This is a genomic window from Gluconobacter sp. P1D12_c (assembly GCF_018812105.1).
Lineage (GTDB): Bacteria > Pseudomonadota > Alphaproteobacteria > Acetobacterales > Acetobacteraceae > Gluconobacter > Gluconobacter oxydans_A.
The window spans coordinates 326,439-338,608 of record NZ_JACSIQ010000001.1; the positions used below are offsets into that span (position 1 = coordinate 326,439).

11 protein-coding genes are annotated in these 12,170 nt (G+C 58.8%); 1 reads left to right on the forward strand and 10 read right to left on the reverse strand.

All coding sequences use genetic code 11. The features are described from left to right. Positions 1 to 8 precede the first annotated feature (8 nt). Complete coding sequence (locus KP705_RS01460) at positions 9 to 2,474, forward strand: helicase-related protein (protein WP_174694765.1); 2,466 nt, start codon at positions 9 to 11, stop codon at positions 2,472 to 2,474. Positions 2,475 to 2,519: 45 nt separating this feature from the next. Here KP705_RS01460 and KP705_RS01465 read toward each other — a convergent pair whose 3' ends face one another. The 10 genes from KP705_RS01465 to KP705_RS01510 all read right to left on the reverse strand — a co-directional run bounded on the left by KP705_RS01465 (position 2,520) and on the right by KP705_RS01510 (position 12,016). Then, positions 2,520 to 2,909 carry a helix-turn-helix domain-containing protein gene (locus KP705_RS01465; RefSeq protein WP_099211091.1) on the reverse strand — a complete coding sequence of 130 codons (390 nt, stop codon included), beginning with the start codon at positions 2,907 to 2,909 and terminating at the stop codon, positions 2,520 to 2,522. Between the two features lie 211 nt (positions 2,910 to 3,120). Beyond that, a complete protein-coding gene (locus tag KP705_RS01470) occupies positions 3,121 to 3,861 on the reverse strand; it encodes an META domain-containing protein (protein WP_215763873.1) in 741 nt (246 codons plus the stop codon). Positions 3,862 to 3,875: 14 nt separating this feature from the next. Further along, the gene (gene serS, locus KP705_RS01475) at positions 3,876 to 5,138 is read right to left on the reverse strand and encodes a serine--tRNA ligase (RefSeq protein ID WP_064273961.1); all 1,263 of its coding nucleotides are present in this window, start codon (positions 5,136 to 5,138) and stop codon (positions 3,876 to 3,878) included. Between the two features lie 14 nt (positions 5,139 to 5,152). Next, a complete protein-coding gene (tatC, locus tag KP705_RS01480) occupies positions 5,153 to 5,932 on the reverse strand; it encodes a twin-arginine translocase subunit TatC (protein WP_046899712.1) in 780 nt (259 codons plus the stop codon). Continuing rightward, entirely contained in the window at positions 5,929 to 6,519 is a 591-nt protein-coding gene (tatB, locus tag KP705_RS01485) for a Sec-independent protein translocase protein TatB (RefSeq protein WP_215763874.1), read from the reverse strand. Before tatB ends, tatC begins: the two co-directional genes overlap by 4 nt. A 9-nt stretch (positions 6,520 to 6,528) precedes the next feature. Continuing rightward, positions 6,529 to 7,116, reverse strand: a complete 588-nt coding sequence (scpB, locus tag KP705_RS01490; protein WP_374195549.1) for an SMC-Scp complex subunit ScpB — start codon at positions 7,114 to 7,116, stop codon at positions 6,529 to 6,531. Next, positions 7,116 to 7,874: a ScpA family protein gene (locus tag KP705_RS01495; protein WP_046899715.1), complete on the reverse strand. Its 759-nt coding sequence runs from the start codon at positions 7,872 to 7,874 to the stop codon at positions 7,116 to 7,118. The genes scpB and KP705_RS01495 overlap by 1 nt, the downstream gene beginning before the upstream one ends. Positions 7,875 to 7,884: 10 nt before the next feature. After that, the gene (locus tag KP705_RS01500; protein WP_046899716.1) at positions 7,885 to 9,003 is read right to left on the reverse strand and encodes an SPOR domain-containing protein; all 1,119 of its coding nucleotides are present in this window, start codon (positions 9,001 to 9,003) and stop codon (positions 7,885 to 7,887) included. After that, positions 9,000 to 10,808 carry an arginine--tRNA ligase gene (argS, locus tag KP705_RS01505; RefSeq protein ID WP_215763875.1) on the reverse strand — a complete coding sequence of 603 codons (1,809 nt, stop codon included), beginning with the start codon at positions 10,806 to 10,808 and terminating at the stop codon, positions 9,000 to 9,002. Before argS ends, KP705_RS01500 begins: the two co-directional genes overlap by 4 nt. Before the next feature lie 44 nt (positions 10,809 to 10,852). Next, positions 10,853 to 12,016 (reverse strand): deoxyguanosinetriphosphate triphosphohydrolase, encoded by a 1,164-nt coding sequence (locus KP705_RS01510; protein WP_046899718.1) that lies wholly within the window; start codon positions 12,014 to 12,016, stop codon positions 10,853 to 10,855. Between the last annotated feature and the right edge of the window lie 154 nt (positions 12,017 to 12,170).

The following is a 12,170-nucleotide window of genomic DNA, read 5'->3' on the forward strand; positions in this document are numbered from 1 at the left end:
GTCTTTTCATGACAGACGACTCCGTGAGCGACGCCCCCCTCTCTCCCGCCGAACGGGCCCTGAACCAGGCTGAAGCCGATTTTGGGACACCACTGGACATCACCCCCCGTGAGCGGCCAGCGCTGCTTCGGCAGGTCGCCCGGCGGCTTGAGGGTAATGAAGCTACCCTCCCCCACGAGGCCTTGATCGACGCGCTCTGCGTCGTTCGGCGTAAGACATGGGCGTCCCAGCTCATGAATGTCGCCCGCCGTGCCGGTGAAGTCTGGGTCACCAAGGCAGACACACAGGAAGCTGCCGCCCGCACGCACGACCCCCGTGCCGACATTGCGGCTCTGCGCCTCACGCTAGAGGATGTTCTGGTCTCACGCTGGCAGGATCTGGGAGACTCGCCACGCAGCGTTCTGGAAGAGGTTCGTGCAGATCTCGCAGATGCTGGCCTGATCCTGTCTGGCGGCCAGCTTGAAAAGCTTTCCCGCAGTATTGCGAGCGCATTCGGAAGCGTTGACCTCGGCTTCGAAGACGATCTCCGCCTGGCGGAAGAGCGCCGTGCCCGCGAACAGGCTGACATTCAGGCCCGTGCAGAACGCCGCCGGGAGCGTGAGCTCGAACGCCTGAAAGAATGGGAAGCCAATCTTGCCGGGTTTGAAGAAGTCCCGGGCATTCTCCATTGTTCCCGGCGTGAAGCGTTGCGGTGGGTGGCGGAAAACCGTCTTCCCATTGCCAAACGCGAAACACGTGACGACGGCATCGAGCTGTTCTTCTTCGATCCAGACGAACTGAAGAAGCTTCGTGCACGCCTTCCCGAGTGGCGCAGCGGCACACCGGATCGTCCGGAGAAGCTGGAGCGTGGCACCAAGGTCGGCAATGCTGCCATTGCCCGCGTCGCAGCGCTGGATCGTTTTGCGGCTCATTTCCGCACGGCGCGTTCTCTCAAGCGCCGCATTACGCTCGTTACGGGCCCGACCAATTCGGGAAAGTCGTACACAGCGCTCAATGCTCTCGCCAATGCAGAGAGCGGCCTGGCCCTCGCCCCTCTTCGTCTGCTGGCGCATGAATTCCGGGAAGCTCTGCTGACCCGAGGTGTTCCCGCATCGCTGGCCACAGGCGAAGAACGCATTGAAATGCCCGGTGCCCGCCACTTGGCAGCAACGGTCGAAATGTGCCCGTTCCATAAGCCGGTGGACGTCGCCATCATTGATGAGGCCCAGATGCTGGCGGACCCGGATCGGGGCGCAGCATGGACAGCCGCGATCATGGGTGTGCCGGCTCGGCATGTGTACATTCTTGGCGCTGCGGACTGTATCCCGCTCGTCAAACGGATTGCCGAACTCTGTGACGACCCAGTGGACGAGATCCATCTCGAACGGAAAAGTCCGCTCAAAGCTGGCGGAACGGTTCATCTCAGCGAATTGACGGTCGGAGATGCCGTCATTGCGTTCTCACGGCGTGAAGTTCTGGACATGCGGGCCGAACTTATGGCCCGTGGACGCCGGGTGGCCGTTGTTTATGGCGCCCTCAGCCCGGAAGTGCGCCGCGCGGAAGCCGCCCGTTTCAACAATGGCGATGCAGATATTCTGATTGCGACAGACGCTATCGGAATGGGATTGAACCTCTCCATCCGCCGCGTTGTCTTCAGTGCCCTGCGCAAGTTTGATGGGCGTCAGACCCGCGATCTGATCTCGCAGGAGGTCAAACAGATCGGTGGGCGTGCTGGCCGCTACGGCAAGCATGAGGAAGGCCTTGTCTGCGTTCTTGCAGAATCTGGAAGCCCGACTTTCGTTCGCCACATGCTGGCGGCTCCTCCAGAACCTGTGACGGAACTGCGTCCACTGGTTCAGCCCGACTCAGACATCGTGCGCGCCGTTGCTGAAGAAATCGGCAGCGACAGCCTCTATGGCGTTCTGACACGCATCAAACACGCTGTTTTGCGGCCGGATGATCCAAACTACCGCCTGGCGGACATGGAACAGTCTCTCGAGATTGCGGCAGCCCTGGAAGGCGTCGAAAACCTCGATCTGACCACACGCTGGACGTACGCCATGTGCCCGATTGATGAGCGGGACAATGGAATTCAGCGCTTGGTAAGCTGGGCCGCGGATCACGCTGCTGGTCGCCCGGTTCCGCCACCGGGAACGGGTCGCCTGCCCCATCCGGAGCAGGCAGGCCGTGAAGAGCTGGAACGGGCCGAAAAGCGCCATAAGCGCCTCGTCGCCTGGCGCTGGCTCGCGTTGCGCTTCCCGGAAGCCTATCCCGCGCAGCAGAATGCTGAGATCAACACGTCGATCCTGAATGACTGGATTGAGCAGGTTCTGCGTACCCAGAGCCGGATGCGCGAAAGCCAGAAGCAGCAGCGCGGCGGGTTCACGCCGAGAGGCCGCAGTGACAAGCCTTTTGCCGGAAAATCAGGCCATCCTGCCAAGCCGGGCTTCAAGAAAAAAGGGAAGCCTGGTGGCTTCCCTCGGAAACGAAGCTGAAAAGCTGTTCCGAAGGGCAGGAAACATCCTGCCCTTCGAAGCACCCTAACCTTCTGCGGCGTCTTCAGCCTGCCGAACGCGCCGTTCTACCCATTTCTGGGCCTGCAGCTTGATAAGCGGGCTGAGCTGCCGATAAAGGTTCAGGAACATGCTTTCATCGGGAGTCAGTGTTTCCTGAATCTCCTTGTACGCCATGCCGGTCAGGAGCACTTCAGCGTCCACCCCAAGGGCCTCAGCCAGTGCGCCCAGATGTTTACCGACGTGGCCGGAGCGCCCGGTTTCCCAGAAAGCCACGGCAGACCGCGAAATTCCAACCCGATCTGCAAGCTGCTGCTGATTCAGTCCAACCATTTCCCGAAGAAGGCGGATACGGCGTCCAAGCTCCAGCCCCGGTGAGAGCCGCTCTGGCCCATTTTCTTCCGTAGGTTGAGTCATTTTTTTCATCCCAAGCATCACCGTACCTTCAAGCACCTGAAACGCACGCTCTTCAGATTGAGAAGGTATCAACAAGACCGCAGCTATCGGAAAAACTTCATCAATTTGCAAATAATTTTTGTCACAGGGTAAAGTTAAAAATAATCTGACGCAGCTTTGCGCGTCACCATTACTTCACATCAGGCGAAAATTAAGCGAACCTCGGTTGCAATCATAATTTTTGACTATCAATATTAGACGAAGTCAAAACAATCATGGCAATCCCAGATTGTGAATTCAAAGTGAGTTCGCCTCTCTGACCGATAGACCAGGAGCGCACATCTTCCAGATTTTTGACGAAATGACTTTCGATCCCCATCCCAGAGCCAATACAGGCCATCCGGGTCATCGCCATCGGGGCGAACCGTATTGTGTTCCCTTTAATTACGGCATGACCCATCAGCCTGTTACAGCCACCAAACCCCGAAACGCGACCGTTTTGATTGAGCGTTAATACAGGCTTTCTGGCCGTCGGCTCCAAAGGCTTGCCGTCCAAGGCCTGCACGCTCCATGTTCCGTAAGGGGATGATGCAGCGGGCGCAGAAACGCGATGAACAAGAATGTTCGGCTGATCGGGCCCATGAAAATCTTCCGTGGTGAACAGCAAGGTATCACCCACACGAATTTCTGCACGCAGCGCGTAGCGAAACCCGCTTTTCAATGCAGGGTAGCGCAATGTGTAAGCAATCGGGCCCGGACGGAGAATATCCTGGCGGCTCTCGGCCAGAGTAATCGCGGGGGCGTCTGCGCGGGAAATGTCTTCAAGCTGAACTGTGAGAACAGCTCCAGCCGGGAGCGCCATACGCTCCCGGTACGTCACCGTCCCGCTCAGAGTTTCCAGAGGCTCGGCTTTTGCCATCTGGACAAAGGCACTTCCTGCCACAAGGGAAAGAGCGAAACGGCGTGTTATCATCTTAGCAATAGTCCTTAGCCAATACGGGTTAGCCCACCCATATAGGAACGCAGAACTTCAGGAATGGTTATGCTGCCATCTTCGTTCTGGTAGGTTTCCATCACGGCAATCATGGTTCGCCCCACAGCTAGACCGGAACCGTTCAGCGTATTCACGAAGGCCGGACCATTGTCGGAGCGATACCGGGCTTTCATGCGCCGAGCCTGAAATGCGCGGGTGTTGGAGCAGGATGAAATCTCGCGCCAGGCCTGCTGGCCAGGGATCCATGCTTCCAGATCGAAGGTCTTGGCCGCACCAAAACCCGTATCGCCAGCACACAGCAGAATACGGCGGAACGTGATGCCAAGGCGCTCCAGAATGGTTTCGGCAGCCTGCGTCATGCGCTCATGTTCGGCATCGCTGTCTTCGGGCTTCACGATGGAAACAAGTTCGCACTTCGTGAACTGATGCTGGCGCAACATACCGCGCACATCACGGCCCGCAGAGCCTGCTTCAGAACGGAAACACTGGGACAACGCCGTCAAACGGATCGGCAGCGCATCGGCGGGCAGAATATCGCCCATGACAGAGGCCGTCAGTGGAACTTCTGCTGTCGGGATGAGCCAGCGGCCATCTTCCGTCCGGAAGGAATCCTCAGCAAACTTCGGCAGCTTGTCGGTGCCGTACATCGCCGCATCATTCACCAGCAGTGGAACGCTGGTTTCGCTGTAACCAAACTCGGTCGTATGCGTATCCAGCATGAACTGACCCAGCGCACGCTCCAGACGGGCCAGTGCACCACGCAAAACGACAAAGCGCGTCCCGGACAGCTTGGCCGCCGTCGGGAAGTCCATCAGGCCAAGAGCTTCACCCAGCTCGAAATGCTGCTTCGGCTCAAATGTGAATTCGCGCTTCTCGCCACGATAGTGAACGACGACGTTCTCATCCTCGCTCTTCCCATCCGGCACGGACGGGTCAAGCTGGTTCGGCAGGGAGGCCAGAACATCGTCGATGCTCTTTTCGATGATGGCCGCACGCTCTTCCAGACCCGTAATCCGGTCACGCAGTTCGACTGCCTGCGCTTCCAGAGCCGACGTATCGGCGCCAGTGCGCTTGCCCTGCCCAATTTCCTTGGCCAGCGTTTTGCGGGTCGCCTGAGCCTCCTGCAGCGCCGCCAGAGCGGCGCGGCGCTCTTCATCTTCCGAGACGATTTTCTGCCCCACGGGTGACAGGCCCCGACGCTCAAGAGCAGCGTCAAATGCGGCCGGATCGGCGCGCAGGGCTTTCAGGTCATGCATGGTTCAGGGCTCCGTCAGTCTTCTTCGTCAGTCACGGGCTTCGGCTCAACCAGCCGCGCCACAAGAATGGATACCTCGTACAGCGCCACAAGCGGAATGGCGAGGCTCAGCATGGTAATGGCATCAGGCGGGGCAATCACGGCCGCAACGGCGAAGGACGCCACCACCGCATAACGGCGGAATTTCTTAAGCTGTGCCGTTCCGATCAGCCCCACACGCACCAGCAAGGTCAGGATCACCGGAAGCTCGAAGCAGATTCCGAATGCCAGGATCATCTTCGTCACGAGCGTCAGATATTCAGACACCTTGGCCTGAAGCTCGATGTCCATTCCGCCATTGCCCGATGTCTGGAACGATAGGAAGAACTTCCAGGCGAACGGGAACACGACGTAATAGGCCAACGCGGCGCCAACGGTGAACATGACAGGCGTTGCGACGAGGAATGGTGCGAACGCCTTCTTCTCACTGCGATACAGGCCGGGCGCGATAAAAATCCACGCCTGAATGGCAATCATCGGAAAAGACAGGCACGTCGCGCCAAACACCGCCACACGAATATACGTGAAGAACGCCTCATAAAGCGCCGTATAGATCAGGTGTGGCTGCTCACCCTTCTCGCGCATGATATTGCCGAGAGGCGCCGCAAGAAACCGGTAGATATCGCCCGCATAGTGATAGCAGATCGCAAAGGCGATCACGAACGTTGCAATGGACCAGATCAGCCGACGTCGAAGCTCGACAATATGGTCGAGCAACGGCATCGGGGTGTCCTGAATCGTATCGGAGTCCGTCATGCGTCTTTCTCCGCGCTCGAAATGGCAACGCGCCGGCCATGATGAATCGCACGGACAGGCGGTAGAATATCGGGCGCCCGCCACCGGGCGCGCTCATGCATCAGGCGCCGTGCTGTGGCGGGTGGAAGGATGGATGGCGCGTCCACAATGTCATCATTGAGCTCTTCTTCCGCCTGATCCTGAACCATCGCGTTGTAGGGACGGCTCTCACCCCCGCCAAAAGAAGATGGAGGCATCGGTGGAGGAGCCGGGACCCGTGGCAGATCATTAACACTGGAAGACGACACTGCTGCGCCGCTGGTATCAATGTCCAGGCTACGGCGAATGGAATTATCGCTATCGATCGCCTTCGTGACGCGGTCCCGCAGATTGAAGTTCTTCAGATCCCGGAACTGATCCCGCGCTTCAGACAGGTCCGCTTCCCGTACCATATCGTCAATATGAGACTGGAATTCACCAGCCATCCGGCGCATCGCCTTGATACCGTTCGAGAGTGTACGAATGGCAACCGGCAGATCTTTTGGCCGAATAAAAACCATTGCCACGACGACAAAAAGAGCAATTTCAGAGAAACTGAAGTCAAACATGCAACAATCCTAGCCCTTCCCGTCAGTCTCGCCTACGGGTGAAGGCGCATCCGGTGCTGCTTCAGTGGGAGCCCTGTCCAGCAGGAAGTCTTCACGCTTCGGCAATGACCCGAGATCGGGCAGTCCGAAACTTTCCAGAAATATGGGTGTCGTTCCCCAGAGAACCGGACGCCCGGGCACTTCCTTTCGGCCTTTCGGCGCAATCAGACTATCTTCCAGCAGTGCATCCAGAATAGCCTGCCCCAGGGATACACCACGGATCGCTTCAATTTCTGCCCGTGTGCACGGCTGGTGATACGCAATAATTGCCAGCGTTTCCATCGCCCCCCGGCTAAGCCGACGGGGCTTTTCCACGATCTTGGTCAGGGCAGACGCATATTCAGCGCGCGTCCGGAACTGCCAACCTCCCGCCACTTCAACAAGCTCTATAGCATGGGTCGCATAACGCTCTCCCACGGCGTCCAGAGCTTCCGCGGCCGCGATTTTCAGGCCCTGTGTATTCAGCAGGTCCGCAATGATGGAAAGGCGCACCGGCTCAGGGCTGGCAAAAACAAGAGCCTCCACCAGCAGGCAGGCGCGCTCCATATCGGAAGACATCACGAAACTGCCCGCCATTCAATTTCAGCAAAAGCCTCTGGCTGTCGGAGTTCCACCGCACCGCCCTTAGCCATTTCCAGTCCGGCAAGTAGCGTTCCTGCAAGAGCTGCATTGCGATCATACGGACCGGCTTCCAGCCCTTCCCCCAAATGTTCGGGCAGAAGGGACGTCAGCGTCTGCCAGTCCGCCACGGCATCTGTGCCCAGCATGCGGCGCAGACGGGCTAAGGCATCCTGCACGCTCCAGTACCTGCGGGTGCGTGGCGTATAGACACGTTTGCGGTTCGTACGCCTGCGGGCAGAAAGATAAGCCGTAATCAGCGTTGACAGGTCCACTCGCAGACCCGAACGGTCAATCTCGGTGTGGTCTTCCCCTTCACCGCGACGGAACACATCCATACCCAGCCTTGGTTGTTTCATGAGCCAGACTGCGGCCGCACGCATACGTTCCAGTTCGAACAGACGCTCCTGAAGCTGCTCCACCGCTTCTTCGGCATCTTCTCCATTATTTTCTGCGGGAAGAAGCAGTTTGGACTTCAACCAGGCGAGCCACGCTGCCATCACCAACCAGTCTGCTGCCAGTTCAAGCCGCAGTGCCCTTGCTTCCACGCGGGCCTGCTCCACAACGGACAGATACTGCTCGACAAGCTGAAGAATGGAGATTTTTGCGAGGTCCACCTTCTGGGACCGGGCGAGGTCAAGGAGCAGATCCAGCGGCCCCTCGAACCCGTCCAGCGTCAGATGCAAAACCTCGCTCAAGCCCGGTCTCTCAGAACTGTGCCGGAGTGCAGGCGATGGACTGTGCGTGCAGCTTCACGCAATACGCCCGGGCAGCCTTCAGATCCGCGAAACCACCGATACGCAGCCGCACAAACGTCTTGTCACCATGAGCAGTCTTCTCAAAGAGCGGTGAATGACCTGCGAACAGTCCGGGTGCCTGATGGCGCAGTGTGTCCCACTCCTTGCGCGCAGCGGCTTCACTGTCGAGCGCGGCAAGCTGAACTTCGCGTGCACCACCAGCCTCAGCCTTCGGAGCACCAGCAGCCGCTTTCTGCTGAGGAACAGCATTTTCTGGCTCAGCCACAGGCGCCGGAAGCGGCTTCTGCACTGGCTTTGGCGGAACAGCCTTGTGAACAGGCGCATCAGGGGCCTTAGGCTGCGGCTTAACGGCTGGAACCGGCTTTGGTGCTGGAGCGCCTTCAGGCGTCTCGGCGTCCGCAGGCGCTGAAGAGGCATCTTTGCTTTCAGGAGCTACGGGAGGCACAGCCGACGGTTCAGCGGCAACCTTGTCCTTGCCTGCTGCAGCATCTGGAGCTGCCGGAGCCGCGCCATCAGGAGGCGTAGCGTCAGCGGGCGCTGCTGGCTTGTCCGGCTGAGTCGCAGGAGGCGTCCCGGGTTGCACACCATACTGACGAGCCAGCGCCTTCGCGTCCGGCTGTTCCGGTCCCGGAGCCAGATGCGCTTCCCCGTTGCCTGTCAGATCCGTATCGCCACTATCACTCCCCATGATCTGCATTCCTCCCGGATCGGTTGGAACGTCTTTCACAGGGCCTGGCGGTGGGCCGATAATGGGAATTCCGCCGTGATGGCCTCCCGTCAGAGACCATCCCCCGACAGCAAGCAACAACACAGCGCCGATGCCGATGGCGCCACCAACAAGCTTGCGCGTCGCCGGATCACTGCCAAGAAGGGATGCAAGGCCACCGGCGCGGCTCGCAGTCTCCGGCGCTGCCGCCGCACGACGACGCGGTGGGGCGTCATCGTCGTAGTTGTTGCTCAGGCGCTCACGCTCCGCACGCGGGGCAGACGAAGGGCGGGGAGAAGAAGGTCCCGCGCCGTAATCACCCGGATCCCGGAAATCGCGATCATTCTCGCTGTCAGGGCTCATCGCATTTCCTCCACTGGCACAACGCCAAGAATGGTCAGTGCGCAACGCAGGGTCCCGGCAATCGCAGAAACAAGCGCCAGTTTTGCCAGGCTCGTCTTACGATCGTTCTCATGCAGAAAGCGCAGGGTCGTGTCTTCGCGTCCACGATTCCACAATGTGTGGAAATCAGACGCCAGATCAATGCAATACGTTGCAATCCGATGCGGTTCACGCGCTGCAGCAGCCGCTTCGACAGAACGTGGGAAAGACGCGATACGGTGCAGAACGGCCAGTTCCACGTCTGACAACAGACCGGAAAGATCAACAGTTGCCAGCGTTTCAGGCGTCACGGACGCGGCACCAAACATCGCTTCTGCTGAACGCAGAACCGAGCGGCAGCGGGCGTGAGCATACTGAACGTAAAACACCGGGTTATCACGCGTCTGGGCGACAACGGCATCCAGATCGAATTCCATCTGCGCATCGGCCTTACGGGTCAGCATCGTGAAGCGCACAGCATCACGTCCGACTTCATCCAGCAGATCGCGCAGCGTCACGAACGTGCCAGCACGCTTGGACATCCGGACAGGTTCGCCGTTCTTCACAACGCGCACAATCTGGCACATCACGACTTCAAAGCCGGTCTTGCCATCCGTCAGCGCCGAAATTGCAGCGCGCATGCGGGAGACGTAACCGCCGTGATCCGCACCGAGCACATCGATCAGAACGTCTGAGTTCTCGGCCTTCTGAGCGTGATATCCGATGTCATTGGCGAAATAAGTGTTGGTGCCGTCAGATTTGCGAAGCGCACGATCCTGATCGTCCCCGCAATCTGTAGAACGGAACAGGGTTTGCGGACGCGGCTCCCAGTCTTCGGGGGTCTTGCCCTTAGGTGGCTCAAGCACGCCTTCGTAAAGCAGGCCCTTGCTTTCCAGCTTGGCAATCGCGGCATCAACCCGTCCGCTCGCCAGCGTTTCCGCTTCACTGGCGAAAACTTCATGGGAGATGCCCAACCCTTCCAGATCTTCGCGGATTGCGGCCATCATCTGCACCAGCGTTTCAGCGCGAATGATATCGAACCAGACAGACGGATCAGCCGGGCTGCCATCATCATTGGCGAGAGCGCGACCATGCTTTTCAGCAATGCTCTCTGCAACCGGGATCAGATAGTCACCCTGATACTGCAAACCATTCGGCGTCAGCGGGCTGAACGTGTCAGCATCAATGTCCGTGCCAATAACCTGCAGATAACGCCAGTAAGTTGCCCATGTCAGGGCGACAACCTGCGTCCCGGCGTCATTGATGTAATATTCGCGCGTGACCTTGTAGCCTGCCGCCTGCATCAGGTTTGCAAGTGCATCCCCCACCACAGCGCCACGACAATGACCCACGTGCATCGGGCCAGTCGGATTGGCGGATACATATTCAACATTGACGCGCGTTCCCTGCCCGATCGAGGAACGACCGAAGGCTTCACCGGCCTCCAGAACAGCCTTCGCCACACCCTGCAATACATATGGCTTCAGCGTCATGTTCACGAAGCCAGGACCGGCGGCTTCAGCATGATCTATGTCTGGCAGGTCGGCGAGCTTTTGTACCAGTTCTGCCGCAATCTCCGCTGGCTTGCGCTTGGCAGGCTTTGCGGCCAGCAAAGCAGCATTGGTCGCCATATGGCCATGGGACGGGTCACGCGGCGGCGTCACTTCAACGCGCTGCACCACCTCTTCCGGCAGGCCGGGGACAACGGACCGCAGCGCCTCGCACACCTGGTCTCTGGCGCGGGCAAAAAGGCAGTCAGTCGTATGGGCAGTGGGTGCAGCGACCATTTCAGCTCGATTCCTGTAACCTGTATCGTCTTGGAGGGGCTTTATCAGCCCAGCACGGAGAGGTCCGTCAACCGTCGATGTTCTTCCATCGCGAAACGATCGGTCATTCCGGCGATATAATTGGCCACCAGACGCCGACGTTCCATATCATCTGCGGCCTTGGCACGATCTTTGAGCGGGTCTGGCAGAAGGCCGGGCTCTTCTGAAAGGATCGTAAAGATTTCAGCCAGCGCGATCTTCGCTTTACGCGCCATGCGATTGACTCGCCAGTGGCGATACATGCGGGCATAAAGAAATTTGCGGATCGCCTTGTTCTTTTCCCGCATCTCGGGACTGAACGCCACAACCGCATGATCGGCATGGCGGATGTCATCCGCGGACTGCGGATCAAGAGCCTCAAGATTGCGGCGCGTCTGATCCGTCAAATCCGTCGCAAGGGCGTTGATCACCACGCGGATTGTCTCATGACGGACACGCTGTGCCTGATCCATCGCTTCGCGACCCGTGCGACGCTCCATCTCACGCGACGCGCGAAGCGCATCACCCACCAGGGGAAGATCTTCAATATCATCGAACGTCAGAAGACCGGCCCGTAGCCCGTCATCCAGATCGTGCCCATGATAGGCAATATCATCCGACATGGCCGCGACCTGCGCTTCGGCTGACGCGTAGCTGCTGAGATCAAGATGATGGCGCGCATCATATTCAGCCAGATACGGCGTTGGGCGCTTTACCGGGCCATTGTGCTTCGCCAGCCCTTCCAGCGTTTCCCATGTCAGGTTCAGGCCATCGAAAGCATGATAGCGCGTCTCAAGCGACGTCACGAGGCGAAGGGATTGCGTGTTGTGATCGAAACCACCCCAATCCTGCATGGCAAGGGCCAGAGCATCTTCTCCGGCATGGCCAAACGGCGTGTGACCCATGTCATGGGCTAGCGCGAGCGCTTCTGTCAGATCCTCATTCAGGTCGAGGCTTCGGGCAATCGAACGGGCAATCTGGGCAACTTCCAGGGAATGGGTCAGACGGGTGCGAAAGAAATCACCTTCATGATTGATAAACACCTGCGTCTTGTACTGAAGCGTCCGGAAGCCGGCGGAATGCAGGACGCGATCCCGATCCCGCTGCCATGGAGAACGGACAGGGCTTTCTGCCTCCGGGTAGAGTCGGCCTCGCGCACCTTTTTCCTGAACCGCATAGATGGCAGGCATCAACACACTCCCCTGATGATCCTTAGGCGCGGAAAGCACTCTAATTGCTGGATCAAACGCGTCATTCTACGACAGGCTCCCTTCAGCGCAACTCTACCCCTTTGCCCCTGAGCCCAGTCTGACCATATAATCAGGACCAGAACCGTCCTGCCTT

Excerpts from the sequence above, each read along its gene's own strand:
- KP705_RS01460 (WP_174694765.1), top strand. The coding sequence starts at position 9 with ATGACAGACGACTCCGTGAGCGACGCCCCCCTCTCTCCCGCCGAACGG.
- KP705_RS01465 (WP_099211091.1), bottom strand. The coding sequence starts at position 2,909 with ATGACTCAACCTACGGAAGAAAATGGGCCAGAGCGGCTCTCACCGGGG.
- KP705_RS01470 (WP_215763873.1), bottom strand. The coding sequence starts at position 3,861 with ATGATAACACGCCGTTTCGCTCTTTCCCTTGTGGCAGGAAGTGCCTTT.
- serS (WP_064273961.1), bottom strand. The coding sequence starts at position 5,138 with ATGCATGACCTGAAAGCCCTGCGCGCCGATCCGGCCGCATTTGACGCT.
- tatC (WP_046899712.1), bottom strand. The coding sequence starts at position 5,932 with ATGACGGACTCCGATACGATTCAGGACACCCCGATGCCGTTGCTCGAC.
- tatB (WP_215763874.1), bottom strand. The coding sequence starts at position 6,519 with ATGTTTGACTTCAGTTTCTCTGAAATTGCTCTTTTTGTCGTCGTGGCA.
- scpB (WP_374195549.1), bottom strand. The coding sequence starts at position 7,116 with ATGTCTTCCGATATGGAGCGCGCCTGCCTGCTGGTGGAGGCTCTTGTT.
- KP705_RS01500 (WP_046899716.1), bottom strand. The coding sequence starts at position 9,003 with ATGAGCCCTGACAGCGAGAATGATCGCGATTTCCGGGATCCGGGTGAT.
- argS (WP_215763875.1), bottom strand. The coding sequence starts at position 10,808 with ATGGTCGCTGCACCCACTGCCCATACGACTGACTGCCTTTTTGCCCGC.
- KP705_RS01510 (WP_046899718.1), bottom strand. The coding sequence starts at position 12,016 with ATGCCTGCCATCTATGCGGTTCAGGAAAAAGGTGCGCGAGGCCGACTC.